At 72.2% G+C, this 24,600-nt stretch carries 22 protein-coding genes, 1 tRNA gene and 1 riboswitch; of the genes, 17 read left to right on the forward strand and 6 right to left on the reverse strand.

The features are described from left to right. Window positions 1-181 precede the first annotated feature (181 nt). Window positions 182-904: an IclR family transcriptional regulator C-terminal domain-containing protein gene (locus AB0I83_RS23855; protein WP_363306050.1), complete on the reverse strand. Its 723-nt coding sequence runs from the start codon at window positions 902-904 to the stop codon at window positions 182-184. Between the two features lie 240 nt (window positions 905-1,144). Then, window positions 1,145-4,744 carry a cobaltochelatase subunit CobN gene (gene cobN, locus AB0I83_RS23860; RefSeq protein WP_363306051.1) on the reverse strand — a complete coding sequence of 1,200 codons (3,600 nt, stop codon included), beginning with the start codon at window positions 4,742-4,744 and terminating at the stop codon, window positions 1,145-1,147. Window positions 4,745-4,834: 90 nt separating this feature from the next. After that, a riboswitch (cobalamin riboswitch) is annotated at window positions 4,835-4,909 on the reverse strand. A gap of 208 nt (window positions 4,910-5,117) precedes the next feature. On the opposite strand from cobN, the gene cobG reads away from it, so the two are divergent. The 3 genes from cobG (at window position 5,118) to AB0I83_RS23875 (ending at window position 8,651) form a co-directional block, all read left to right on the forward strand. Next, complete coding sequence (gene cobG, locus AB0I83_RS23865) at window positions 5,118-6,419, forward strand: precorrin-3B synthase (RefSeq protein WP_363306052.1); 1,302 nt, start codon at window positions 5,118-5,120, stop codon at window positions 6,417-6,419. A gap of 61 nt (window positions 6,420-6,480) precedes the next feature. Beyond that, window positions 6,481-7,107, forward strand: coding sequence for a precorrin-8X methylmutase (locus AB0I83_RS23870; RefSeq protein ID WP_356534836.1), 627 nt, complete (start codon window positions 6,481-6,483; stop codon window positions 7,105-7,107). Continuing rightward, on the forward strand, window positions 7,104-8,651 hold the full coding sequence (locus AB0I83_RS23875) for a precorrin-2 C(20)-methyltransferase (protein ID WP_363306053.1): 1,548 nt from the start codon (window positions 7,104-7,106) through the stop codon (window positions 8,649-8,651). Before AB0I83_RS23870 ends, AB0I83_RS23875 begins: the two co-directional genes overlap by 4 nt. Window positions 8,652-8,794: 143 nt before the next feature. On the opposite strand, the gene AB0I83_RS23880 is transcribed toward AB0I83_RS23875, so the two are convergent. Further along, complete coding sequence (locus tag AB0I83_RS23880) at window positions 8,795-9,556, reverse strand: cobalt-precorrin-6A reductase (RefSeq protein WP_363306054.1); 762 nt, start codon at window positions 9,554-9,556, stop codon at window positions 8,795-8,797. A 15-nt stretch (window positions 9,557-9,571) separates the two neighbouring features. On the opposite strand from AB0I83_RS23880, the gene AB0I83_RS23885 reads away from it, so the two are divergent. Further along, window positions 9,572-10,690: a cobalt-precorrin-5B (C(1))-methyltransferase gene (locus AB0I83_RS23885; RefSeq protein ID WP_363306055.1), complete on the forward strand. Its 1,119-nt coding sequence runs from the start codon at window positions 9,572-9,574 to the stop codon at window positions 10,688-10,690. A 31-nt stretch (window positions 10,691-10,721) separates the two neighbouring features. On the opposite strand, the gene cobM is transcribed toward AB0I83_RS23885, so the two are convergent. Together cobM and cbiE are read right to left on the reverse strand one after the other, a co-directional pair. Next, window positions 10,722-11,471 (reverse strand): precorrin-4 C(11)-methyltransferase, encoded by a 750-nt coding sequence (cobM, locus tag AB0I83_RS23890; RefSeq protein WP_363306056.1) that lies wholly within the window; start codon window positions 11,469-11,471, stop codon window positions 10,722-10,724. After that, window positions 11,468-12,811, reverse strand: a complete 1,344-nt coding sequence (gene cbiE, locus AB0I83_RS23895; protein WP_363306058.1) for a precorrin-6y C5,15-methyltransferase (decarboxylating) subunit CbiE — start codon at window positions 12,809-12,811, stop codon at window positions 11,468-11,470. Before cbiE ends, cobM begins: the two co-directional genes overlap by 4 nt. A gap of 150 nt (window positions 12,812-12,961) precedes the next feature. Between cbiE and AB0I83_RS23900 the strand changes: the two genes are divergently transcribed. From AB0I83_RS23900 to AB0I83_RS23915, 4 genes are all read left to right on the forward strand, one after another. Beyond that, the gene (locus AB0I83_RS23900; protein WP_363306059.1) at window positions 12,962-13,573 is read left to right on the forward strand and encodes an HhH-GPD-type base excision DNA repair protein; all 612 of its coding nucleotides are present in this window, start codon (window positions 12,962-12,964) and stop codon (window positions 13,571-13,573) included. Window positions 13,574-13,754: 181 nt separating this feature from the next. After that, a complete protein-coding gene (locus tag AB0I83_RS23905) occupies window positions 13,755-15,284 on the forward strand; it encodes a M20/M25/M40 family metallo-hydrolase (RefSeq protein ID WP_363306087.1) in 1,530 nt (509 codons plus the stop codon). Window positions 15,285-15,492: 208 nt separating this feature from the next. Then, a complete protein-coding gene (locus AB0I83_RS23910; protein WP_014155093.1) occupies window positions 15,493-15,789 on the forward strand; it encodes a type II toxin-antitoxin system VapB family antitoxin in 297 nt (98 codons plus the stop codon). Window positions 15,790-15,930: 141 nt separating this feature from the next. Then, window positions 15,931-16,530, forward strand: coding sequence for a LytR C-terminal domain-containing protein (locus tag AB0I83_RS23915; protein WP_356534977.1), 600 nt, complete (start codon window positions 15,931-15,933; stop codon window positions 16,528-16,530). 75 nt (window positions 16,531-16,605) lie between these two features. On the opposite strand, the gene upp is transcribed toward AB0I83_RS23915, so the two are convergent. Further along, entirely contained in the window at window positions 16,606-17,241 is a 636-nt protein-coding gene (gene upp, locus AB0I83_RS23920) for a uracil phosphoribosyltransferase (RefSeq protein ID WP_356534823.1), read from the reverse strand. Window positions 17,242-17,344: 103 nt separating this feature from the next. On the opposite strand from upp, the gene AB0I83_RS23925 reads away from it, so the two are divergent. The 9 genes from AB0I83_RS23925 (at window position 17,345) to AB0I83_RS23965 (ending at window position 24,433) form a co-directional block, all read left to right on the forward strand. Next, window positions 17,345-17,593: a hypothetical protein gene (locus tag AB0I83_RS23925; protein ID WP_363306061.1), complete on the forward strand. Its 249-nt coding sequence runs from the start codon at window positions 17,345-17,347 to the stop codon at window positions 17,591-17,593. 218 nt (window positions 17,594-17,811) lie between these two features. Continuing rightward, complete coding sequence (locus tag AB0I83_RS23930) at window positions 17,812-18,387, forward strand: hypothetical protein (RefSeq protein ID WP_363306088.1); 576 nt, start codon at window positions 17,812-17,814, stop codon at window positions 18,385-18,387. Between the two features lie 81 nt (window positions 18,388-18,468). Then, complete coding sequence (gene tadA / locus AB0I83_RS23935) at window positions 18,469-18,897, forward strand: tRNA adenosine(34) deaminase TadA (RefSeq protein ID WP_356534819.1); 429 nt, start codon at window positions 18,469-18,471, stop codon at window positions 18,895-18,897. A 79-nt stretch (window positions 18,898-18,976) separates the two neighbouring features. Continuing rightward, a tRNA-Ser gene (locus tag AB0I83_RS23940) sits at window positions 18,977-19,061 on the forward strand. A gap of 155 nt (window positions 19,062-19,216) precedes the next feature. Next, window positions 19,217-19,906, forward strand: coding sequence for a TetR family transcriptional regulator (locus tag AB0I83_RS23945; protein WP_363306062.1), 690 nt, complete (start codon window positions 19,217-19,219; stop codon window positions 19,904-19,906). A gap of 35 nt (window positions 19,907-19,941) precedes the next feature. Continuing rightward, the gene (locus tag AB0I83_RS23950) at window positions 19,942-21,570 is read left to right on the forward strand and encodes an MDR family MFS transporter (protein WP_363306089.1); all 1,629 of its coding nucleotides are present in this window, start codon (window positions 19,942-19,944) and stop codon (window positions 21,568-21,570) included. A 416-nt stretch (window positions 21,571-21,986) separates the two neighbouring features. Continuing rightward, window positions 21,987-22,148 carry a hypothetical protein gene (locus AB0I83_RS23955; protein WP_356534815.1) on the forward strand — a complete coding sequence of 54 codons (162 nt, stop codon included), beginning with the start codon at window positions 21,987-21,989 and terminating at the stop codon, window positions 22,146-22,148. 323 nt (window positions 22,149-22,471) lie between these two features. Next, window positions 22,472-23,332 (forward strand): RNA polymerase sigma factor SigF, encoded by an 861-nt coding sequence (locus tag AB0I83_RS23960; RefSeq protein ID WP_356534814.1) that lies wholly within the window; start codon window positions 22,472-22,474, stop codon window positions 23,330-23,332. A 234-nt stretch (window positions 23,333-23,566) separates the two neighbouring features. Then, complete coding sequence (locus tag AB0I83_RS23965; protein ID WP_356534812.1) at window positions 23,567-24,433, forward strand: RNA polymerase sigma factor SigF; 867 nt, start codon at window positions 23,567-23,569, stop codon at window positions 24,431-24,433. The last annotated feature ends 167 nt before the right edge of the window (window positions 24,434-24,600 follow it).

Below are 24,600 nucleotides of genomic sequence, written 5' to 3' on the forward strand. Positions count from 1 at the left end.
CTTCCCGCCCGCGCGACACCTGCCGCCCGCAGTACCGGCCGGGGCGCCTCGCCCGCGGTCGCGTTCGGCCGGGACCGCCGGCCGCCCGCCGCCGCTCTCGGACGCACAGCCGTTCCCGCATAGCGGACGGCAGGCCCGCTCAGCCATCCCCGGACGCCCGGAGGCTCAGGGGCTCAGGGGCTCAGACACCGAACGACAGGCCCCTGCTCACCCGTTCCGCCGAAGCAAGCAGGCTCTCCCTGACCTGTTTGGTCCGGTACATCCGGTCCGCCCGGAAGGAGATGCCGAGCGATCCGATCCTGGTACCGCTGTACACCGGCACCGCGATGCACACCGTGCCGAGGTCGTACTCCTCGCGGTCCATGATCATCGGCGCCGACCTCGACGACTCGAGCTGCCGGAGCAGTTCCTCCCGATGGGTGATCGTGCGGGGCGTGAGGTCGGCGAGGGCGTGCCGCGCGAGGTAGTCGCCGCGCGCTTCCGCGTCCAGTTCGCGCAGGACGCACTTGCCGAGGGCCGTGGCGTGGCCGGCGTCCTCGAAGCCCACCCAGAGGTCGACCTTGGGCGTCTGCGGGCCGTCCACGATCTCGGCGATCCGGATCTCGCCCTCCTCGTAGAAGGTGAGGTACGACGCGGCCGACAGCTCGTCCCGCAGGGAGGCCAGGGCGGGCCGGATCGGATCGGTCCGGCCCTGCCCCGCCCTGCCGCCGTGCGGTTGGTCGCTCAGGATCAGGCCCCCGTCGCCGAGGACACGGATGTAGCCGTCGTCGGTGAGTGCCCGCAGCGCCGCCGCCGCGACGTCGAGGGGCAGCCCCGCCTCGCGCGCGAGCTGCTTCGCGGGCGCGCCGCCCTCGTGTGCCGCCACGGCCTCCAGCAGGCGGAAGGCGTGCTGCACAGCGGTCATGGGCGTGTGGTCCGCAGGATCACCCATGCCCCAAGACTGAACCCTGGACCGGGAGGCGGCAAGGCAGGACCGCCGGGCCCGGGAGAGAGCGCCGGGGCAGGGCATCGGGGTCACCGGGAGGCCCCGGGGACGGGGGATCGGGGCCACCGGGAGAGGCCGCACGGCCGAGCCGCCGCGGATCCGACACCCGCAGGTCCGGCCCCGGCGCACCGGCCGGGAGCCCCCGGCCGGTGTCTCCCGTCAGTCCTCGCCCTCCAGGTCGCCTTCCGTCTCCAGGAAGACCTTCCGCAGCCCGTCGAGCACCGCCGGGTCGGGCTTCTCCCACATGCCACGGGACTCCGCCTCCAGGAGGCGCTCCGCGATGCCGTGGAGCGCCCAGGGGTTGGCCTGCTGGAGGAATTCGCGGTTCGTCGGGTCCAGGACGTACGTCTCGGTGAGCTTGTCGTACATCCAGTCGGCGACCACGCCGGTCGTCGCGTCGTACCCGAACAGGTAGTCGACCGTCGCGGCGAGCTCGAAGGCGCCCTTGTAGCCGTGGCGGCGCATCGCCTCGATCCACTTCGGGTTGACCACCCGGGCGCGGAAGACCCGGGAGGTCTCCTCGACGAGCGTGCGGGTGCGGACCGTCTCCGGGCGGGTCGAGTCCCCGATGTACGCCGCGGGGGCCGTGCCCTTGAGCGCGCGTACGGTCGCGACCATGCCGCCGTGGTACTGGAAGTAGTCGTCCGAGTCCGCGATGTCGTGCTCACGGGTGTCGGTGTTCTTGGCCGCCACCGCGATGCGCTTGTACGCGGTCTCCATCTCGTCCCGGGCCGGACGCCCGTCGAGCTCACGGCCGTAGGCGTAGCCGCCCCACACCGTGTACACCTCGGCGAGGTCGGCGTCCGTGCGCCAGTCACGCGAGTCGATCAGCTGGAGCAGTCCCGCGCCGTACGTACCGGGCCTGGAGCCGAAAATCCGGGTGGTGGCCCGTCGCTCGTCACCGTGTTCGGCCAGGTCGGCCTGGGTGTGGGCGCGTACGAAGTTCCGCTCGTCCGGCTCGTCGAGCGAGGCGGCCAGGCGTACGGCGTCGTCGAGGAGGCCGACGGTGTGCGGGAAGGCGTCCCGGAAGAAGCCGGAGATGCGCAGCGTGACGTCGATACGGGGGCGTCCCAGCTCCTCGTACGGGATCGCCTCCAGGCCGGTGACCCGGCGCGAGGCGTCGTCCCAGACGGGGCGCACCCCGAGCAGGGCGAACGCCTCGGCGATGTCGTCACCGGAGGTGCGCATCGCGCTGGTGCCCCAGAGGGACAGGCCGACCGAGGTGGGCCACTCGCCGTTGTCGGCGCGGTAGCGCTCCAGGAGCGAGTCCGCGAGGGCCTGGCCGGTCTCCCAGGCGAGGCGGGACGGGACGGCCTTCGGGTCCACGGAGTAGAAGTTGCGTCCGGTCGGGAGGACGTTGACCAGGCCGCGGAGCGGGGAGCCGGACGGTCCGGCGGGTACGAAGCCGCCGTTCAGCGCGTGCACCGCGTGGTCGAGCTCGTCCGTCGTCGCGGCCAGGCGCGGCACGACCTCGCGGGCGGCGAAGTCGAGGATGTCGGCGACGGCCCGCGGGTGTCCCTCGGCCACCTCGGCGACGGCCGCGGGCTTCCACTCCGCGTCGTCCATCGCCTGCACCAGCGCGCGGGCCCGCTCCTCGGTCTCGTCGGCGGCGGTCCGGGTGGCCGCCGACTCGTCCAGGCCGAGCGCCTCGCGCAGCCCGGGCAGGGATGCCGTACCGCCCCAGATCTGGCGGGCGCGCAGGACGGCGAGCACCAGGTTGACGCGGTCCTTGCCGGCCGGGGCGGTGCCCAGGACGTGCAGCCCGTCGCGGATCTGGACGTCCTTGATCTCACAGAGCCAGCCGTCGAGATGCATGATGAACTCGTCGAAGCCCTCGTCCTCGGGCCGGTCCTGGAGCCCCAGGTCGTGGTCGAGCTTGGCGGCCTGGATGAGGGTCCAGATCTGGGCGCGGACGGCCGGCAGCTTGGCCGGGTCCATCGCGGCGATCTGCGCGTGCTCGTCCAGGAGCTGTTCGAGCCGGGCGATGTCGCCGTAGCTGTCGGCGCGTGCCATCGGCGGCACGAGGTGGTCGACGAGCGTGGCGTGCACCCGGCGCTTGGCCTGGGTGCCCTCGCCCGGGTCGTTGACCAGGAACGGGTAGACCAGCGGCAGGTCGCCGAGCGCCGCGTCGGGCCCGCAGGCGGCGGACAGTCCGGCGTTCTTGCCGGGCAGCCACTCCAGGTTGCCGTGCTTGCCGAGGTGGATCATCGCGTCGGCGCCGAAGCCGTTGTCGTCGGCGGAGGCGGCGATCCAGCGGTACGCGGCCAGGTAGTGGTGCGAGGGCGGCAGATCGGGGTCGTGGTAGATCGCGATCGGGTTCTCGCCGAAGCCGCGCGGCGGCTGGATCAGTATCAGCAGGTTGCCGCGGCGCAGGGCGGCGAGCACGATGTCGCCCTCGGGGTTCCGGGACCGGTCGAGGAACATCTCACCGGGGGCGGGGCCCCAGTGCTCCTCGACGGAGGTGCGCAGCTCGGCGGGCAGCGTGGCGAACCAGCGGCGGTAGTCCGCGGCGGGGATGCGGACCGGGTTGCGGGCGAGCTGCTCCTCGGTGAGCCATTCCTGGTCGTGGCCGCCGGCCTCGATGAGCGCGTAGATCAGCTCGTCGCCGTCGCCGGAGACCAGCCCCGGGATCTCCTCCTCGGGACCGAAGTCGTAGCCCTCGGCCCGGAGCCTGCGCAGCAGCGCGACGGCGCTGGCGGGGGTGTCGAGGCCGACCGCGTTCCCGATGCGGGAGTGCTTGGTCGGGTACGCGGACAGGACGAGCGCGATCCGCTTCTCGGCGGCCGGGATGTGGCGGAGCCTGGCGTGCCGTACGGCGATGCCCGCGACCCGTGCCGCGCGCTCCGTGTCGGCGACGTACGCGGGCAGGCCGTCCTCGTCGATCTCCTTGAAGGAGAACGGCACCGTGATCAGGCGCCCGTCGAACTCCGGCACCGCGATCTGGGTGGCCGCGTCCAGCGGGGAGACGCCCTCGTCGTTCTCCTCCCAGGCGGCGCGCGCGCTGGTGAGGCAGAGCGCCTGGAGGATGGGGACGTCGAGGCCGGTGAGGGCGCCCGCGTCCCACGACTCGTCGTCGCCGCCGGCCGACGCGGTGGCGGGCTTGGTGCCGCCCGCCGCCAGGACCGTCGTCACGATGGCGTCGGCGGCGCGGAGTTCGTCGATGAGCTCGGGTTCGGGTGTTCGGAGCGAAGCGACGTACAGCGGGAGGGGGCGGGCGCCGGCGTCCTCGACCGCCGTGCAGAGCGCGTCGACGAACGCGGTGTTCCCGCTCATGTGGTGGGCGCGGTAGTAGAGCACCGCGACGGTCGGGCCGGCGACGTCCCGGGCGGTCCGCTCCAGCCGGCCCCACGCGGGGGCGGGCTCCGGCGGCTCGAAGCCGTGGCCGGTGAGCAGCACGGTGTCGGAGAGGAAGCGGGCCAGCTGCTCCAGGTTGGCGGGGCCGCCGTGCGCGAGGTAGGCGTGCGCCTCGGCGGCGATGCCGATGGGCACGGTCGACGCCGCCATCAGCTGGGCGTCCGGGGCCTGTTCACCGGTCAGGACCACGACGGGCCGTCCGGTCGCCAGCACCTGGTCGAGCCCGTCCTGCCAGGCACGCACCCCACCGAGGAGGCGTACGACGACGAGGTCCGTGCCGTCCAGGAGCGCCGGCAGTTCCTCGACGGAGAGCCGGGAGGGGTTGGCGTAGCGGAAGCCGACCGGGCCGCCGGATGCACGGGCGCTGAGCAGGTCGGTGTCGGACGTCGACAGGAGCAGGATCATGCGGCGTCAGGCCTTCCTCGGGGTGTCCACGCCCCGGGCAGTGTCGGTTGGGTCTCCGCTGCCCGGGCGAGGCCGGGCGTTCGGGGAAGGGAGTTCCTGACTCGCACGGCCGGTGGGCCGCGCTCACAGTGGCGGGACCGCGCCGGAATCTCACCGGGCTTCCTCCCCTGTCGCCGTATGGCGATGGCGGACCCAACGGACCGCCGCTAGGCATAGTAGGCGGCAGGTGGGGGGTCCTGACCAGACGGCCCCGCTCCCGGCCAGGACAGCGGCGGTGTCCCGTCGGTCACATCGGCCGCGGGGGTGCACCCCGGCCGCGCGCGTGTCCCGTAGGTCACAGTGACCGCAGGGGTCCGCCCCGGTCACGGTCGGTATGCTCGCCGCCATGTCCGCCTCCCCCCTGACGCCCCGGTCTCCGGGCGACGCGTGTGCCCGCAGCAGCGGTGACGCCTGCCCCGGGGCACTGCGTCTGCACCGCGCGGACGACGGCGCGCTGGCGCGGATCCGCATACCCGGCGGCATTCTGACGCCCCATCAGGCAGCAGCTCTGGGACGGGCGGCCGAGCACTTCGGCGACGGTGAGCTGCATCTCACCTCACGCGGGAACGTGCAGCTGCGGGGGCTCACCGAGGACTGCGGGGCGGAGCTTGCCGGGCTCCTGGACGAGGCCGGGCTGCTGCCCTCGGAACGCCATGAACGGGTACGCAACGTGGTCGCCTCCCCGCTCTCCGGGCTCGACGGCCTCGGGGCCGCGGACGTCGGGGAGTGGCTGGCCGGGCTGGACCGCCTCGTCTGCGGCAGCAACCGGGCGGCGGAACTCTCCGGACGCTTCCTGTTCGCTCTCGACGACGGCCGCGGCGACGTGGACGCGCTCGGCGCCGACCTCGCCCTCCTCGCCCGGGGCGACGGCGGCGCGCTGCTGCGGATCGGGGGCACGGACTCGGCTCTCCGCGTCCCGGCCGCCGACGGGCCCCGCGCCCTGCTCCTCGCCGCCGAGACCTTCCTGGACGCGGCGCGCGGCACCGGCGCCTGGCGGGTGAAGGACCTGCCGGACGAGGCGGCGGCCACCCTGCCCGACGACGTCCTACGGCGGCTTGGGCAGGCCGGCGTGACGGCCGCACCGGACCGTCACCCCCGGCCGGCCGAAGCCCGGCCCCCCGCCCCGGGCCAGGTGCCGGGCACCCGGCACGAGACGGCGCTGGCCGTCGGCGTACCGCTGGGGCGGCTGGATCCCGCGCAGTGGCGGCTGCTGTCGAGCGCCGGGGGGCTGCGCCTCACCCCGTGGCGCGGAGCCGTGGTCACCGGAGTCGCCCGCCACCGGGCGGACGCCCTGCTGAGCGCCTTTGCCGGGGCCGGTCTGATCACCGGGCCCGGGTCGCCGTGGGCGGGGGTGGGCGCCTGTATCGGGCAGCCCGGCTGCGCGAAGTCGCTGGCCGACGTACGCGCCCAGGCGGGGGCCGCCGTCGGACCACCCGGACGGCTCCCTGTGTACTGGTCCGGCTGCGAACGCCGGTGCGGCCATCCCCACGGGGAGTGGGTCGACGTGGTCGCCACCCCGGACGGACACCGGATCTCCCATGTCCGGGGGGACCGGACCGGCGTGACGGCGACGGTCCGGGACGGCCCCGTCGCGCTCGCCGCCGCCGTGGCCGCGGCCCGGGGCTCCGGCTCCTGACGACGTACCACCCCTTGTTCGGCCCCTGTCCGGCGTAGAAGACGAAGAAAGCGACAGCACTGTGCACCAGTACGAGAAGGACGGACCGGCGATCTACCGCCAGTCCTTCGCCACCATCCGCGCGGAGGCGGATCTGGCAGGGCTGCCCGCCGACGTGAGCCAGGTCGCCGTCCGCATGATCCACGCCTGCGGCATGGTCGACCTCGTACGCGATCTCGCCTTCTCGCCGAACGCCGTGGCCGACGCCCGCGCGGCCCTGCGCTCGGGCGCGCCCGTCCTGTGCGACGTGGCCATGGTCGCCAGCGGCGTCACCCGCAAGCGGCTGCCCGCGGACAACGACGTGGTCTGCACCCTGTCCGACCCGGCCGTCCCCGCGCTGGCCGCGAAGCTCGGCACCACGCGCAGCGCCGCCGCCCTGGAGCTGTGGCGGGACCGCATGGAAGGCGCGGTCGTCGTCGTCGGCAACGCCCCCACCGCGCTCTTCCGCCTGCTGGAGATGATCGAGGAGGGCGCCCCGCGCCCCGCCGCCGTCATCGGAGTGCCGGTGGGGTTCATCGGGGCCGCCGAGTCCAAGGAAGCCCTGGCCGCCCACCCGTCCGGGCTCGAACACATCGTCGTACGCGGCAGGCGCGGTGGCAGCGCCATCGCCGCCGCGGCCGTCAACGCGATCGCCAGCGAGGAGGAGTGAGCGTGCCCGAGCAGCAGCACACGGGGGCCAGGGGAAGGCTGTACGGGGTCGGGCTCGGCCCGGGCGACCCGGCGCTGATGACCGTGCGCGCGGTGCAGGTCATCGGCGAGGCAGACGTCGTGGCCTACCACTCGGCCCGGCACGGCCGCTCCATCGCCCGCTCCATCGCGGCGGGGCACATCCGTGCCGACCACATCGAGGAGGCCCTGGTCTACCCCGTCACGACGGAGACCACGGACCACCCGGGCGGCTACCGGGGCGCGCTGGACGATTTCTACACGGAGGCCGCGGCCCGCCTGGCCGTCCACCTCGACGCCGGACGCACCGTCGCCGTGCTCGCGGAGGGCGACCCGCTCTTCTACGGCTCGTACCAGCACATGCACAAGCGGCTCGCGGACCGCTACGACACCGAGGTCATCCCCGGCGTCACCTCGGTCAGCGCCGCCGCCGCCCGGCTCGGCACCCCGCTCGTCGAGGCCGAGGAGGTGCTGACGATCCTGCCCGGCACCCTGCCGGAGGAGGAGCTGACGGCACGTCTGGCGGCGACGGACTCGGCCGTGGTGATGAAGCTGGGCCGCACCTTCCCCGCCGTACGGCGCGCGTTCGAGGCGTCCGGGCGGCTGCCCGAGGCCCGTTACGTCGAGCGCGCCACGATGGCCGGCGAGCGCACCGGGGACCTGGCGGACACCGACCCGGACTCCGTGCCGTACTTCGCGGTCGCGGTGCTGCCCAGCCGGATCGACGCGCCCCGCCCCGAGCGGGAGCCGGGATCCGGCGAGGTCGTCGTGGTCGGCACCGGACCGGCGGGACCGCTGTGGCTGACACCCGAGACACGGGGGGCGCTCGCCGCCGCCGACGACGTCGTCGGCTACACGACGTACCTGGACAGGGTGCCGGTCCGTGCGGGCCAGCGGCGCCACGGTTCCGACAACAAGGTCGAGGCCGAGCGCGCGGAGTTCGCACTCGACCTGGCACGCCGCGGACACCGCGTGGCCGTGGTGTCCGGCGGCGACCCCGGGGTCTTCGCGATGGCCACGGCGGTCCTGGAGGCGGCCGCGCAGGACACCGGCTCGGACGTGCCGGTGCGGGTCCTGCCCGGAGTGACCGCGGCCAACGCCGCCGCGGCCCGGGCGGGCGCACCGCTCGGCCACGACTACGCCACCATCTCGCTCTCGGACCGGCTGAAGCCGTGGGAGGTCATCGCCGGCCGCCTGCGCGCGGCGGCCACGGCCGATCTGGTGATGGCGCTCTACAACCCCGGCTCCCGGAGCCGGACATGGCAGGTGGGCAAGGCCCGCGACCTGCTCCTGGAACACCGCTCCCCGGACACGCCGGTGGTGCTCGGCCGCGACGTCGGAGGGCCGTCGGAGAGCGTGCGCACGGTACGGCTCGCCGATCTGGACCCGATGGACGTGGACATGCGGACGATCCTGATCGTGGGTTCCTCGCAGACCCGTTGGGTACGCCGCGGCGACGGCAGCCAGATCGTCTGGACACCCCGCCGGTACCCGGAGGAGGAGACACCGCAGGGCCCGGTGGGCTGAGCAGTCCGCGCGGTCCGGACCCGAGCGGTCCCGGCGGACGGCGGCGTCGGGACCGGTGGGCCCATGGTCAGCGGTGGGCGGTGGGCCCACGGTCAGCGGTCGCCCGGCCGGTCGCGCTCCGCAGGGTCGGCCGTCCGGTCGCGCTACGTGAGGTGGTCCGTGGCGGCGACCGCTCGCAGCCAGGTCACAGCCTCCTCCGGAGTCCCTGCCACCGGTACGTCGCCCGGGACGGGCGGTCGCCGGACCACGACCACCGGGATTCCGGCCTCCCGGGCGGCCGTCAGCTTGGGGGCCGTCGCGTCGCCGCCGCTGTCCTTCGTGACGAGTACGTCGATGCGATGGCGGCGGATCAGTTCACGCTCGCCCTCCAGGGAGAACGGTCCCCGGTCCAGCAGGAGCTCCGTCCGAGGAGGGCAGGGGGCCTCGGGAGCGTCCACCGAACGCATCAGGAACCACAGCGAGTCCAGCTCCGCGAACGCGGCCAGACCCATGCGGCCCGTCGTGAGGAAGACCCGCCGCCCCAGCCCCGGCAACAGCTGAGCCGCTCCCGCGAGGGAGTCCGTGAGGTGCCACCGGTCGCCCGCCATGGGCACCCAGCCGGGCCGGCGCACGGCAAGCAGGGGAACATGTACAGCAGCGGCCGCCGCAGCCGCGTTGAAACTGATCGTTCCGGCGAAGGGATGGGTGGCGTCGATGACAGCAGCGACACGGTGTTCGCGGAGCCAGTCGGCCATGCCACCGGCCCCCCCGAAGCCGCCGACGCGGACCTCACCGGGCGGAAGGCTCGGCCGGGCCACCCGGCCGGCCAGTGAGCTGGTGACCCTGACCCGGTCCATGGCAACCAGCGACTCCGCGATCCGACGGGCCTCCGTCGTACCGCCGAGGACGAGCACGTGCAAAGGCATCGGATCGGTCCATCCATGAGCAGTGAGGCGCAGGGCGGGCGCGCGGCCCAACTCAAGCACACCGGTCTGCGGCCCGGATGGACGACCGGCGCCTGCGCGACGGCGGCGACCACGGCCGCGTACACGGCGCTGCTGACCGGCGAGTTCCCCGATCCGGTGACCATCACGCTACCCAAGGGCCATACCCCCGCCTTCGCCCTCGCGGTGGAGGAGCTCGCCGACGGGCGGGCCACTGCCGGGGTGGTGAAGGACGCGGGCGACGACCCGGACGTCACACACGGCGCACTGGTCCGCTCCACCGTACGACTGCTTCCGGCAGGCTCCGGCGTGGTCTTCCGAGCCGGCTCCGGCGTGGGGACCGTGACGCTCCCCGGACTCCCCCTCGAAGTCGGCGAACCCGCGATCAACCCCGTGCCCCGCCAGATGATGCGGGACCACATCGCCCGGGTGGCACAGGAGCACGGCGGCACCGGCGACGTCGAGATCACCATCTCGGTGGACGACGGCGAGGAGATCGCACGTTTCACGTGGAACATCCGCCTGGGCATCCTGGGCGGCATCTCGATCCTGGGGACGACGGGCATCGTGGTGCCCTACTCCTGCTCCGCCTGGATCGACTCGATCCGCCGAGGGGTGGACGTGGCGCTGGCCGCCGGGCGCCGCCACGTCGCCGGATGCACGGGCTCGACCTCGGAGAAGACGGTGGTGGCCGAGTACGGCCTGCCGGAGATCGCCCTGCTGGACATGGGTGACTTCGCGGGCGCGGTACTGAAGTACGTACGCCGCCATCCGGTCGAGCGGCTGACCGTCTGCGGCGGGTTCGCCAAGCTGTCCAAACTCGCAGCCGGCCACCTGGATCTGCACTCGGCCCGCTCCCAGGTCGACAAGCCGTTCCTGGCCCGGCTGGCCCGGCAGGGCGGCGCGAGTGAGGCCCTGGCGGCGGAGATCGAGGTGGCCAACACCGGTCTCGCCGCGTTGCAGCTGTGCGCCGCGGCCGGGGTGCCGCTGGGCGATCTGGTGGCGGTGGCGGCCCGGGACCAGGCGCTTTCGGTGCTGCGAGGGGCTCCGGTGGCGGTGGACGTGATCTGCATCGACCGGGCAGGTGCGGTCGTGGGCCGCAGCGACATCCGCTGAGGCGTCCGCGACCGGTCGCGCGCGGGTGACCTCAGCAGGTGTGGCGGTCCCGCGCCGGTGAGTACAGGTGGCTGTCGTGGAACTGCTCGGCGCCCAGTGTCCGGCCGACCATGATCACGGCGGTCCGGATCACCCCTGCCGACTTCACCTGGTCGGCGATGGAGTCCAGTGGGCCGCGCAGGACGATCTCGTCCGGACGCGAGGCCATGGCGACCACGGCGGCCGGGCAGTCCGCCCCGTAGTGCGGCAGCAGCTCGTCGACCACCCGGTCCACGTACCGCGCCGCGAGGTGCAGCACGATCAGCGCCCCGCTGCGGCCCAGGGTGGCCAGGTCCTCGCCCTCGGGCATGGCCGTGGCCCGCTGGGCGATCCGCGTGAGGATCACGGTCTGCCCGACCGTGGGCACCGTCAGCTCCCGCTTGAGGGCGGCCGCCGCCGCGGCGAACGCGGGCACGCCGGGCACGACCTCGTAGGGGACACCCGCCTCGTCGAGCCGGCGCATCTGCTCGTTCACCGCGCTGAACACCGAAGGGTCGCCGGAGTGCAGCCGGGCCACGTCGAGGCCGTCCTCGTGAGCCCGCACCAGCTCGGCGGTGATCTGCTCGATGTCGAGCAGGGCCGTGTCCACGAGCCTGGCGTCCTGCGGGCATTCGGCGAGCAGCTCGCGCGGCACCAGGCTGCCCGCGTACAGGCAGACCGGGCTCGCGGCGAGGACGCGGGCGCCGCGCACCGTGATCAGGTCGGCGGCGCCGGGGCCCGCGCCGATGAAGTACACGGTCATCTGTCGTCTCCTGAGGCGTACGAAGGGTCGGGAGCAGGCCGAGCGGCCGGGTCGGGCCGAAGCCGGGGAGCGGGCCCAGGATCCGGACCGGGCACGGGTTTCTGTACGGACCACTGGGTGACGGGCATCGCCTGGCGCCATCCCGTGAACCCGCCGACGGGCACCGCGTGGGCTACCGCGAGGCGGACCAGGTCCCCACCGTGCCGCCCGTACCACTCGGTGAGCAGCGCCTCGGACTCCAGGGTGACCGTGTTGGCGACCAGCCGTCCGCCCGGGGGCAGCGCGTCCCAGCAGGCGTCGAGCAGACCGGGCGCGGTGAGTCCGCCGCCGATGAACACGGCATCGGGCACCGGCAGTCCGGCCAGGGCGTCCGGCGCACGGCCGGTGACCACCCGCAGCCCCGGCACACCGAGCCGGTCGGCGTTACGGGTGATGCGGCCCGCCCGCACGGGGTCCCGTTCCACGGTGACGGCACGGCAGGACGGGTGGGTCCGCATCCACTCGGCCGCGACCGATCCGGAGCCCCCGCCGACGTCCCACAGGAGCTCACCGGGCGCGGGTGCGAGCACGCCGAGCGTGGCGGCCCGCACATGGCGCTTGGTGAGCTGCCCGTCGTGCTCGTACGCCTCGTCGGGGAGCCCGGGCACGGCTCCGAGGCGCAGGGCCTCCGGTGTGCGTGCGCAGTCGACCGCGACGACGTTGAGCGGGTCCCCCGGCGGGTGCTCCCAGGTGCCCGCGGTGCCGTCCAGGCAGTCCTCGGCCGTGCCGCCGAGCTGTTCGAGCACCCGCATCCGGCTGGGCCCGTAACCGTGCTCGCGCAGCAGGGCGGCCACCGCCGCGGGCGTGGCCGCGTCGGCGGACAGGACGAGCAGCCGGCGCCCGTCGTGCAGCGCGGCGGCCAGCCGGGCGGCCGGGCGGCCCACCAGGGTGACGGTCTCGGTGTCCTCCACCGGCCAGCCGAGCCGGGCACAGGCGTACGACACCGACGAGGGATGCGGCAGCACATGGAGCGCCCCGGCACCGAGCTCCTCGGTGAGGGCCCGGCCGATGCCGTAGAACATCGGGTCGCCGCTGGCCAGCACGGCGGTCGCGCCACCGGTGTGCTCCGCGAGCAGACCGCGTACTGCGGGTCGCAGGGGCGACGGCCAGGGCACCCGTCGGCCCGAGCACTCCGGCGGGAGCAGTCCCAGCTGGCGCTCCCCGCCGATCAGCACCTCGGCGTCCAGGAGCACCGCGCGGGCCGGCTCAGGCAGACCCGCCCAGCCGTCGGCACCGATGCCCACCACACTCACGGCAGACGCGTGCGCCGGGACGGGGGGCAGGGGGGATGCGGGGGACACGGCCGGCACCTCGGGGTTCGTCGGACAACGCAGCCGAACTCTACGGGGGCCGCTCACCGCCCCGCGCGGCGGAGTGACGTCGAGGAGCGGGGGCCGTCGGGAGAGGGCACCGACTCGCCGATCCCGGTCACTCTCGCGATCATCGAATACATGACGTGGAGCGACAGCGGCGAGGCCCGCACCGTGTGTATCGCCCAGCAGCCGGACGCGGACGCGCTGCTGGGCCGCAGTCCGCTGGCCGACCTCGTCGGCATGCTGCTGGACCAGCAGGTCCCGATGGAGTGGGCCTTCACCGGCCCGCTCACGCTCGCCCGGCGCATGGGCTCGGACGACCTGGACGCCCGCGCGATCGCCGGACACGACCCGGAGGCCTTCGTCGGGCTGTTCACCGAGAAGCCCGCCCTGCACCGCTATCCGGGCTCCATGGCGAAGAGGGTGCAGCAGCTCTGCCAGTACCTGGTGGCCGAGTACGACGGGCGGGCCGAAGCGGTGTGGGAGGACGCCGCCACCGGGGCCGAGCTGCTGGAACGGCTCAAGGCGCTGCCTGGTTTCGGCACCCAGAAGGCGCAGATCTTCCTGGCCCTGCTGGGCAAGCGGTTCGACGTGCGCCCGACGGGCTGGCGGGAGGCGGCGGGGGCGTACGGCGAGGAGGGCTCGCACCGGTCGGTGGCCGACATCACCGGGCCCGGCTCGCTCGCCGAGGTACGCGCGTACAAGCAGCGGGCGAAGGCGGCGGCCAAAGCGGCGAGGCGGTCCGCGTGACCGGCGGCGGACGAGGCGGACGAGGCGGACGACCAGGAAAGGCCCCCGTCCGATCCGTGACGGGCCAGGCGGACGATCAGGAACGGTCCCAGCTGTTCACAGACGGCGGTCGGCTCGCTAGCTTTCCTGCACATCCGTTCACACCGGAAGGACTCCTGTGCACGCAACACGTCGCAGAGCCATGGCTGTCGTGGCCGCCACCGCCCTGGCCACACCGCTCCTCCTCGCCGCGGCCCCCCACCACGGGCACGGACACTCGCCGCACGACCCGGCGAAGGATGCCGCCAAGCTCTCACGGAAGCTCGTCGAGCGCTCGTCCGCCAAGGACGCCTTCCGGCACCTCGAGCGCTTCCAGGCGATAGCCGACTCGGCGGACGGCCACCGCGCGGCCGGCTCCCTCGGCCACGACGCCTCCGCCGCCTACGTCTACCGGCTGCTCCAGAAGGCCGGTTACCGGGTCGGCTACCAGTCCTTCGACTTCGTCTACACCGAGACGCTCGCCGAGAAACTCGCCGTGGTCTCCCCCACGCCCCGTGACGTGGACATCAAGGCGATGACGTACACCCCGTCCACTGCGGAGGGCGGCATCAGGGCGGCACTCGTCGCCGTCCCCGCAGACGACACCACGGGCTGCGAGGCCGCCGACTACGCCTCGGCCGACTTCACCGGCAGGATCGCCCTCATCAAGCGGGGCGGCTGCTCCTTCGCCGAGAAGCAGGCGGCGGCCGCGGTGGCGGGAGCGGCCGGCGCGGTGGTCTACAACAACACCGAGGGGGTCCTCTCCGGCACCCTCGGCGACGCCGCGTCGGGAAAGATACCCACCGGCGGACTCACCCGGGCCGAGGGCGAGAAGCTCGTCGCGGACCTGGCCGGGGGCGAGGTCGAGGTGGCCTTCGAGATCCGCGAGCTCCAGGAGGAGCGCACGACCCGCAACGTCGTCGCCGAGACGCGCGGTGGGAACGCCGCGAAGACGGTGATGCTCGGCGCACACCTCGACTCGGTCACCGACGGCCCCGGCATCAACGACAACGGCTCCGGTTCCGCCGGCCTCCTCGAAGTCGCCCTGGAACTGGCCAAGTCGCACCGGGATCCCGCCAACAAGGTGCGTTTCGCCTGGTGGTCGGCCGAGGAGAACGGCCTGCTCGGCTCGGAGGCGTACGTCGCGAAGCTCTCCGAGGCACAGCGCGCGAAGGTCGCGCTCTACCTCAACTTCGACATGATCGCCTCCCCGAACGGCGCGCAGTTCGTCTTCGACGGCGACGACTCCGACGGCGTGGGCGAGGGACCGGGGCCCGAGGGCTCCGCCCAACTGGAGCGCGACATCAACGACTTCCTGGACCGGAAGGACAAGCCGCACACGGGCACGGACTTCACCGGGCGCTCCGACTACGGGCCCTTCATCGAGGCCGGCATCCCGTCCGGCGGCACGGACACGGGCGCCGAGGGCATCAAGACGGCAGCCCAGGCCGAGACGTTCGGAGGGACCGCGGGAGTCGCGTACGACCCCTGCTACCACGCGGCCTGCGACGACCTCGGCAACATCGACATGGGGCACTTCGACACCAACATCGACGTGATCGCGAACGCCGTGGGCACCTACGCCCACGACCTGCGCTCCCTGACCCGGCCCGTCCCGGCCGCCCCCACGACGGGCGAACCCGGCAGCGGCGGCGGACTGCGCGAGGGCCACGCGCACGGCGTCACCGAGTAGCGGCACCCGGACGCGCGCCGGGGGCGGCGAGCCACGCTCACCGCCCCCGGCGTGACACACCGGAGCGGCACCCGGGAACACGACCCGCCCACGGGCCGGGAACGCGGCGGACCACACTCCGCTATCACCGCAATGATCCACTTATGCCCGGCATCACAGTCCCGTCCTGCGGCTGCGCCCGGAGCCCCTTGCCCGGTAGGCTTTCCGTGTGATCTTCAAGCGCATCGGAAATGGGCGGCCATATCCCGACCACGGCCGGGAAAGCACCCGGCAGTGGGCGGATGTCGCGCCGCGCCCGGTCCGCCTGGACCAACTGGTGACCACCAAGGGCCAGCTGGACCTCGAAACCCTGCTCGCCGAGGACTCCACGTTCTACGGCGACCTGTTCGCCCACGTCGTGAAGTGGCAGGGCGACCTCTACCTCGAGGACGGACTGCACCGCGCCGTGCGCGCCGCGCTGCAGCAGCGCCAGGTGCTGCACGCCCGCGTCCTCGAAATGGGCTGACCACGCCACTCCCACCCGTGGAGCATTTCGGGCCTTTCGGGTGCTTTTATGCTCGTACGGGTGCCATAGGCTGATCGTTTAGTAGGCATCATCACCGGGTCGCACTACGCTGCGCCCATGAGCATGCTGACCCCTCCGGGCATGGGCGGAAAGTACCGCATCACGGGCAACACCTACCCGCGCATGCGCCGTCCCCGTCATCGCCGCAAGCTGGTCCTCTCCTCCGGCGCGGCCGTGGTGGCCCTCGGCCTGGCCGGTTGGGGGACTCTCCAGCTCATCGACGTCTTCACCGGCGGCGACGGGAAGGCGAACGCGGCTGCCGGTCCGAAGACCTGCCCCTCACCCAAGGCGTCCGCGCCGGCCAAGGTGCTCCCGAAGCCGGCCGCCGTCAAGGTCAACATCTACAACGCGACGCCCCGCAGCGGACTGGCCAAGGCCGCGGCCGACGAGCTGAAGAAGCGCGGGTTCGCCATCGGCAAGGTGGGCAACGCCCCGGCCACGTACGACAAGAAGGTGCCAGGCACCGGAATGCTGCTGGGCGGGCCCGCGGCCATGAACGGCTCGTTCCCGGTGCTCGGCACCCAGCTGCCCGGCGCGCTGCAGAAGACCGACACCCGCAGCACGGCGGACGTCGATCTGATCATCGGCACGAAGTTCAGGACGTTCAGCACCCCCGCGGCGGCCGCCACGGCGCTCACCGCCCTGGTGAAGCCCTCCCCGGCGCCGTCCTCCTGCGGGTAGGCCCGGGACCGGGCAGGCACTCCGCCCCGCCGTGGGCCCGGGCGGCCTGACGCATCGCGCCCGGGCACAGCCGGATCAGTCGACGGTGCCGTACATCCGGTCACCGGCGTCGCCGAGCCCCGGCACGATGTAGCCCTTGTCGTTGAGCCGCTCGTCGACCGAGGCGGTGACCACGGTGACCGGCGTGCCGGCCAGTTCGCGCTCCATCACCTCGACGCCCTCGGGCGCCGCGAGCAGCACGACCGCGGTGACGTCGTCCGCACCCCGCTTGATCAGCTCCCGGATGGCCGCGACGAGCGTCCCGCCGGTGGCCAGCATCGGGTCGAGGACGTAGACCTGACGGCCCGAGAGGTCCTCGGGCATCCGGGTGGCGTACGTCTCCGCCTGGAGCGTCTCCTCGTTACGGATCATGCCGAGGAAGCCGACCTCGGCGGTCGGGAGCAGCCGCACCATGCCGTCCAGCATGCCGAGACCGGCGCGCAGGATGGGCACGACCAGGGGCCGCGGGTAGGACAGCTTCACACCGGTCGTGGGCGTCACCGGGGTCTCGATGTCGACCTGCTCGGTCCGCACATCCCTGGTCGCCTCGTACGCGAGGAGGGTGACCAGCTCGTCGGCGAGCCGCCGGAAGGTCGGGGAGTCGGTGCGCTTGTCGCGCAGCGTGGTGAGTTTGTGTGCCACCAGCGGGTGGTCGACGACGTGGATCCGCATGCCGTCAACAGTAGCCGGGCCCCGGACCGGCTACTCGCAGGTCCGCACTGGCATCAACCACCTGTTCGGGGGGAAGGTGGGGGCATACGGACCCAGGCTTGGGGTGGTGTGTCGATTGCCCGACGGGGAGCAGTGGAACCAGCGGCAGACCGGACGCGACGCGCGCGACGTGCCCGACGCGCAGGCGAACGTGGCGGACGCGCAGGAGAGTGACGCGGCCCGCCGCAGGCGCCGGGCCCAGTTCCTGCGGGAGCTCCACGAGGCGAAGCAGTTGCGCGACCGGGTTCAGCCGCGCCGCGCCCGCGCGGCCCGTATGCGCCAACAGATGCGGATGCGTACGTTCCGCTGGTGACGCCTCCCGTCGGGGGCTCCTGGACCGCGCCGCGACCCTCCGACGGCAGGCGCCGGCCGGGACACCCTCCCGGAACTGATGGCCGACGCAACGGTCGAAGAGGTCTCGCATCGCGCTCGTTTCTGCCACGATGCCGATTGGGCGGGGTCCAGAGCAGCCGGACGTCCGGGTGCCCTCCCCGTCGGACCGATTCGCCTATGACCAATGGGAGAGTCCCGGTGTACTTCGCCGCACTGCTCGCGCGCACCGAAGACGGGTGGGAAGCGAGCGATACAGAGCTCGACGATGTGGAAACCCTGTCCGACCTGACGGATCTGGCCCGTGAGGCCTCGGTGGACGAGGACACCGTCCTCGTCTACATCGAGCAGGAGGACGCCTGGTTCGGCGTCGTCCGGGTGGACGGTGAGGAGGACCCCCGTATCTACGTCTCGGACGCGTCCGCCGCCGCCCGCTCCTCGTACGGCGAGATCCTGCTCACCGACGAACTGCTCGGCCGCGAACCGGGGGCCGAGGACGAGATCGCCGCACTCGAGGAGCTCGTGGACCTCGACGGTACGGAGGACGGCGAACCCGACGGGACCGAGGACGGCGCCGACGGCAAGGCCGGTGACGCCGCCACCGAATCCGACCTGGACCACGACCCCGACGCGGTACCCGCGGGGCCGCTCGGCGATCTCGGGGTGCTCGCCGACCTCGGGCTCTCCGAGAAGGGGCTGCTGACCCTGCGCACCGACGCGCTGGTGGAGATCGCGGACGCGCTCGGAGCGGCCGAGGTCCTGGAGGCCGTCCGTTAGGGTCCGCGGGTGAACGCACCACCACCCACCCCCTCCTCACCGCCTCCGACCGATCCCTTGCGGGACCCGTGGCAGGCACCCATGCGCGATGCCCTGGACGAGGCGGCGCAGGCGGCGTCGGCCGGCGATGTGCCGGTCGGCGCCGTCGTCCTCGGCCCGGACGGCACGCCGCTCGCCACCGGGCACAACGAGCGCGAGGCGACCGGCGACCCGACGGCGCACGCCGAGGTGCTGGCACTGCGCCGCGCCGCCGCCGCGCTCGGCTCGTGGCGGCTGACCGGCTGCACGCTGGTCGTCACCCTGGAGCCCTGCACCATGTGCGCGGGCGCGCTCGTGCAGTCCCGGATCGGCCGGGTGGTCTACGGCGCACGCGACGAGAAGGCCGGTGCCGCCGGTTCGCTCTGGGACGTCGTACGCGACCGCAGGCTCAACCACCGTCCCGAGGTGGTCCACGGCGTGCTCGAGGACGCCTGCGCGGACCTGTTGACGGAGTTCTTCCGCGAGCGCTGAGCCCGCCCCGCGGCACCTGCGGCCCGCCTCCGGACAACGGATTTCTGACCACGGCCCGGAATGGTCTAAGCTCTCTCTCGGTAGCGTGTCCGAGCGGCCGAAGGAGCTCGCCTCGAAAGCGAGTGTGGGGAAACTCACCGAGGGTTCAAATCCCTCCGCTACCGCAGATGAATGAAGGGATCGACCCGTTCGGGTCGGTCCCTTCTCTGCGTTCCGTCTCAGTTGCCGTCCCGGTCCGACCCCACACACCATCACCCACCCCCCGAACACACCGCACCGTGGGGTAAATAATTTTGCACGTTATGCATTTTTGCCTACTATGCACAACGTGCCGAGGAAGACGACGTCCGAACCCGGGCTCAGGGAACGCAAGAAGCAGGCCACACGCAACGCCATCGCCGAGGCCGCCGTGCGGCTCGCGGCCGAGCGCGGCGTGGAGAACGTCACGGTCGAGGCCATCAGCGAGGCCGCCGGCGTGTCACCCAGGACCTTCTTCAACTACTTCCCGAGCCACGACGACGCGTTCGTCCTGATCGACGACGCGATCGGTGAGCGGATCAGGGAGTACGTGCGGCGCGCCCCGGCGGACCGGGCGCCGCTCGACGTCGTACGCGAGGCCCTCGCCGCCGAACTCGACGGATTCGAGGACCGCCAGGAGCTGTGGGCCCTGCAGTCCAAGGTGCTCCAGCGGTCACCGCACCTCATCCACCGCGGCCTGAAGGCCCATGTGGCCGAGGAGCGGGCACTGGCCGTCGCCATCACCGACCGGCTCGACGGCTCGCGACCGGACGGACCGGACCTCTACGCCCGGCTGCTCGCAGCCGTCGCCCAGACCGCCCTGCGGGTCGCCCTCGAGCACTGGTGCGAGCACCCGGAGGGGACCGTGCTCACGGACTCCTTCCAGGAGGCCTTCGCCCATCTGGCGCAGGGCCTCCCACGGCCACCGGAGCAACCCGGTCCGCACCCCACCGACCCTGTTCAGCTCCCGCTTCGAAGAAGGACCCCTTGACCGCTACAGAGGCACCCGGACAGGTGCCCACCTCCATGTCCAACCGGCAGATACTGCAGGCGATGTCCGGCCTGATGGCGGGCATGTTCGTCGCCATCCTCGCGGGGACCGTCGTCGCGAACGCGCTGCCCCGGATCATCGCCGATCTGGGCGCGAGCCAGTCCTCGTACACCTGGGTGGTGACCTCCGAGCTGCTCGCCATGACGGCGACCGTGCCGCTCTGGGGCAAGCTCGCCGACCTCTTCAACCAGAAGCTGCTGCTCCAGCTCTCGCTCGGTCTGTTCGTGGTCGGATCGCTGGTGGCCGGCTTCTCCCAGGACGTCACCACGCTGATCGTCAGCCGGGTCATCCAGGGCATCGGAGCCGGTGGCCTGACCGCCCTGGCCCAGATCGTGATGGCGGCCATCATCCCGCCGCGCAGGCTCGGCAAGTACGCGGGCATCTTCGGCGCGGTCTTCGCGGTCGGCACGGTCGCGGGCCCGCTGATCGGCGGGGTCCTCGTCGACACCTCGTGGCTCGGCTGGCGCTGGTGCTTCTTCATCGGTGTGCCGTTCGCCCTGGCCGGGATCGTGCTGCTGCAGCGCACCCTGAAGCTGCCGACCGTACGCCGTGAGGTCCGGATCGACTGGCTCGGCGCCTTCCTGATCGTCGCCGGTGTGTCCGCGCTGCTGATCTGGACCTCGCTCGCGGGCAACAGCTTCGACTGGGCCTCCTGGCAGACGGCCGCCCTGGTGACCACCGGGGTGGTGCTGCTTTCGGCGGCGGTCTTCGTCGAGTCCAGGGCCACCGAGCCGGTCATCCCGCTGGACATCTTCCGCAACCGCACGGTGACGCTCACGACGCTGGCGAGCTTCTTCGTCGGTATCGCGATGTTCGCCGGGACCGTGTTCCTCTCCCAGTACTTCCAGATCTCGCTGGGCAAGTCCCCGACCGCCGCGGGGCTCATGAGCCTCCCGCTGATCGGCGGTCTGCTGGTGTCGTCGACCGTGGCCGGGCAGATCATCTCGGCGACCGGCAAGTGGAAGGTCTACCTGATCGCGGGCGCCGTGGTCATGACGGCGGGCCTCGGCCTGCTCTCGACCATCGACGCCGACACCCACTTCGGCCTGCTCAGCATGTACATGGCGTTCATGGGCATCGGCGTGGGCATGCTGATGCAGAACCTCGTGCTCGCCGCGCAGAACGACGTGCCCGCACACGAACTGGGCGCCGCGACCTCCGTGCTGTCGTTCTTCCGCAGCCTCGGCGGCACGATCGGGACCAGCGTCCTGGGTGCGATCCTCGCCAACCGGGTCGCGGACGAGATGGCCAAGGGCCTCGCGGAGAAGGGCATCCCGGTGACCGGCGGCGGCCACGGCAGCGCCGTGCCCGACATGACCAAGCTGCCGGAGCCGATGAAGGACATCGTCGAGCACGCCTACGGGGTCGCGACCGGCGACCTCTTCCTCGTCGCGACCCCCTTCGCCTTCCTCGGGCTCCTCGCGGTCCTCTTCATCAAGGAGAAGCCGCTCAAGACGACGAGCGGCATGGAACGCCTGGCGGCGGAGGACGCGGCCGCCGTCACCGTCCCGGCGCCCCGGAGCGGTGAGAACGCCGAACGCGTCGGCGGGGACCAGGGCGTACAGGACGGCACCACGGGCACGGTCGGACTCCGGAAGGACTGACCCGCACCCGGTGGGGTGGACGGCGAAGGGCCCGGCGGTCGCCGGGCCCTTCGCGCGTTCGCGTACGTGTTCGCAGGGGGAGCAGGGTCGGGGGAAGCGGCGTCGGGGGGACAAGCCGCTTCCCCCGATGAGAACGGGGACCAGGGGTCCTCGCCGCGGTCGGGGGGGGGAAGTCACGCGGTGCGGACCTCAAGGAGGTCCCGTTCCTCGGCCCGCACATTCCTGCTCATCGAGCGGGCCTGTTTCCCATACTCCCCCGAGCCGTAAACCACATCCGAGGGCAAAGGGCCCGAATCGACAGGTCCTTGGTCCTTAAAAGGCGCATCAGTGATCGGAAACAGCCAGCGGATACGGCCATACGTGCGGCTAGAATCGCCCGACTGAACTGGTGATCGACGGGGAGAGGCAGGACTGCGGTGCAAGTCAAGAAGATCGCGCTCTACTTGATTGTGGTCTTCGTGCTGTACACGATCATCACGTCCCCCGAACGCGCCGCCGACCTCGTCCAGGTGGGGTTCGAAGGCATCTCCAGTGCGGCCGAGGGCGTCGGGGACTTCATGTCCGAGCTCGTGAAGTAGGAGATCCGGCCCCACGATCCCCGCCCGGGCCGGACGGCGGCGTGGAGCGGAACCCCGTCCGGCACCGCGGCGCCGGTTCCCGGCGGACCGGCGGCGCACGTTCGCCACTCGGGTGATCACCGGCCACCCCTTCCGGGTGGGTTCCGGATTCCGGCCCGGCAGGCCCCTCCCTTCCAGGAGAGGGGCTTTTCAGCATGTTTAAACCAAAACACACCCAACACGACTCCATGCGGTGCTTGCACACAGTGGACATGTCTTGTGATGCTATGACCGCTTTTGACGGATGAGTTGACCGTAGTTGACCGCAAAGGGGTGGCGACACCGTGCCGGCCAGTACAGCGCCTCAAGTCCCGCCCCAGAACGTCCAGACGGACGACATCCAGACCGAGACCCCCGACCCCGCCGTCACGCCCGCCAGGACCCGGGGCGCGGACACCCGGGCGCTCACCCAGGTGCTGTTCGGGCGGCTCAAGGACCTCGAACCAGGTACCGCGGAGCACCACCGGGTGCGTACCGCGCTGATCGAGGCGAACCTGCCGCTCGTGCGGTACGCGGCGGCGCGGTTCCGCAGCAGGAACGAGCCGATGGAGGACGTCGTCCAGGTCGGCACCATCGGCCTGATCAACGCCATCGACCGCTTCGACCCGGAGCGGGGCGTGCAGTTCCCGACGTTCGCCATGCCCACCGTGGTCGGCGAGATCAAGCGCTACTTCCGCGACAACGTGCGGACCGTGCACGTACCGCGCCGGCTGCACGAGCTGTGGGTCCAGGTCACCGGCGCCACCGAGGACCTGACGACCGCTCACGGCAGATCGCCGACCACCGCGGAGATCGCCGAGCGCCTCAAGATCTCGGAGGAGGAGGTGCTCGCCTGCATCGAGGCGGGCCGGTCGTACCACGCGACCTCCCTGGAGGCGGCCCAGGAGGGCGACGGACTGCCCGGGATCCTGGACCGGCTGGGCTACGAGGACCCGGCACTGGCCGGGGTGGAACACCGCGACCTGGTACGGCATCTGCTGGTGCAGCTGCCCGAGCGCGAACAGCGGATCCTGCTGCTGCGCTACTACAGCAACCTGACGCAGTCGCAGATCAGTGCCGAACTCGGCGTCTCCCAGATGCATGTGTCAAGGCTTCTGGCCAGAAGTTTCGCCCGTCTGCGATCCGCAAACAGGATCGAGGCATAGCTTGAACGGGTAGACCGAAGAAAGATCGGTTCCCGAGGCGTAAAAGCCCCACACCCCCTGTTTCCTGCACGGTTCCAGCGCTGACTTGTCGACATGTCACTACAGCGTGTTGCCGACATGTGACATTCTGCTTGAACCGCGTTTGCCGCAGCCCTACCTCCGGTATTCAGGTGGAGGCTGCGTTCCTCCGATGGTCGTGGCCACCGCGACCGTCCGCGACCTCAAGGGGGTGGCATGTCCGCAGAACAGGGCAGCTCGAAGGTGCTCACGCTCACGAAGAGCGTGCCTGCACCCGTTGTGCTCACCAGCTCGTCGGAAGCCATCGACACCCGCACCCTCTCCCGCTCCCTGTTCCTGCGGCTCGCCGCGCTGGGTCCCGCCTCGGGCCCCGAAGGAACGGACAGCCCGGAGCGGACCTACGTGCGGGACACACTCATCGAGCTCAACCTCCCGCTCGTGCGGTACGCGGCGGCGCGGTTCCGCAGCCGCAACGAACCGATGGAGGACATCGTCCAGGTCGGGACGATCGGGCTGATCAAGGCGATCGACCGCTTCGACTGCGAACGGGGCGTGGAGTTCCCCACGTTCGCGATGCCGACCGTCGTGGGGGAGATCAAACGCTTCTTCCGCGACACCTCGTGGTCGGTGCGGGTGCCGCGCCGGCTCCAGGAGCTGCGGCTCGCCCTCACCAAGACCAGTGACGAGCTCGCCCAGAAGCTCGACCGCTCGCCGACCGTGCCGGAGCTCGCCAAGGCCCTCGGGGTCTCCGAGGAGGACGTGGTCGACGGCTTGGCCGTGGGCAACGCCTACACGGCCTCCTCGCTGGACTCCCCGTCCCCCGAGGACGACGGCGGCGAGGGCTCGCTCGCGGACCGCCTGGGCTACGAGGACGCGGCGCTGGAAGGCGTCGAGTACCGCGAGTCCCTGAAGCCGCTGCTGGCCAGACTCGCCCCGCGCGAGCGGCAGATCATCATGCTGCGCTTCTTCGCCAACATGACGCAGTCGCAGATCGGCGAGGAGGTCGGCATCTCGCAGATGCACGTCTCACGACTGCTGACCCGGACGCTCGCCCAGCTCAGGGAGGGGCTCGTCGCCGACTGACCCCGAGTGGGGTCGGCACGGCACAGCCGAACATCGCCGGGGCGCCGGACCGCCGCCCCGGCGGCCCAGCCATGCCCGGTCCGCCGTGCGCGCACGGCGGACCGGGCCGCCACCGGTGGGAGAAGAACACCGGCGCGGGAGAACGCGACACGGCCGCTCCCGCACCG

Origin of the sequence: Streptomyces sp. NPDC049970 (assembly GCF_040660235.1) — a bacterium.
Classification (GTDB): Bacteria; Actinomycetota; Actinomycetes; order Streptomycetales; family Streptomycetaceae; genus Streptomyces.

Coding starts and splice junctions, on each gene's coding strand:
- AB0I83_RS23855 (WP_363306050.1), bottom strand. CDS start 904: ATGACCGCTGTGCAGCACGCCTTCCGCCTGCTGGAGGCCGTGGCGGCA.
- cobN (WP_363306051.1), bottom strand. CDS start 4,744: ATGATCCTGCTCCTGTCGACGTCCGACACCGACCTGCTCAGCGCCCGT.
- cobG (WP_363306052.1), top strand. CDS start 5,118: ATGCTCGCCGCCATGTCCGCCTCCCCCCTGACGCCCCGGTCTCCGGGC.
- AB0I83_RS23880 (WP_363306054.1), bottom strand. CDS start 9,556: ATGCCTTTGCACGTGCTCGTCCTCGGCGGTACGACGGAGGCCCGTCGG.
- AB0I83_RS23885 (WP_363306055.1), top strand. CDS start 9,572: ATGAGCAGTGAGGCGCAGGGCGGGCGCGCGGCCCAACTCAAGCACACC.
- cobM (WP_363306056.1), bottom strand. CDS start 11,471: ATGACCGTGTACTTCATCGGCGCGGGCCCCGGCGCCGCCGACCTGATC.
- AB0I83_RS23900 (WP_363306059.1), top strand. CDS start 12,962: ATGACGTGGAGCGACAGCGGCGAGGCCCGCACCGTGTGTATCGCCCAG.
- AB0I83_RS23905 (WP_363306087.1), top strand. CDS start 13,755: ATGGCTGTCGTGGCCGCCACCGCCCTGGCCACACCGCTCCTCCTCGCC.
- AB0I83_RS23915 (WP_356534977.1), top strand. CDS start 15,931: ATGGGCGGAAAGTACCGCATCACGGGCAACACCTACCCGCGCATGCGC.
- upp (WP_356534823.1), bottom strand. CDS start 17,241: ATGCGGATCCACGTCGTCGACCACCCGCTGGTGGCACACAAACTCACC.
- tadA (WP_356534819.1), top strand. CDS start 18,469: ATGCGCGATGCCCTGGACGAGGCGGCGCAGGCGGCGTCGGCCGGCGAT.
- AB0I83_RS23945 (WP_363306062.1), top strand. CDS start 19,217: ATGCACAACGTGCCGAGGAAGACGACGTCCGAACCCGGGCTCAGGGAA.
- AB0I83_RS23950 (WP_363306089.1), top strand. CDS start 19,942: ATGTCCAACCGGCAGATACTGCAGGCGATGTCCGGCCTGATGGCGGGC.
- AB0I83_RS23965 (WP_356534812.1), top strand. CDS start 23,567: ATGTCCGCAGAACAGGGCAGCTCGAAGGTGCTCACGCTCACGAAGAGC.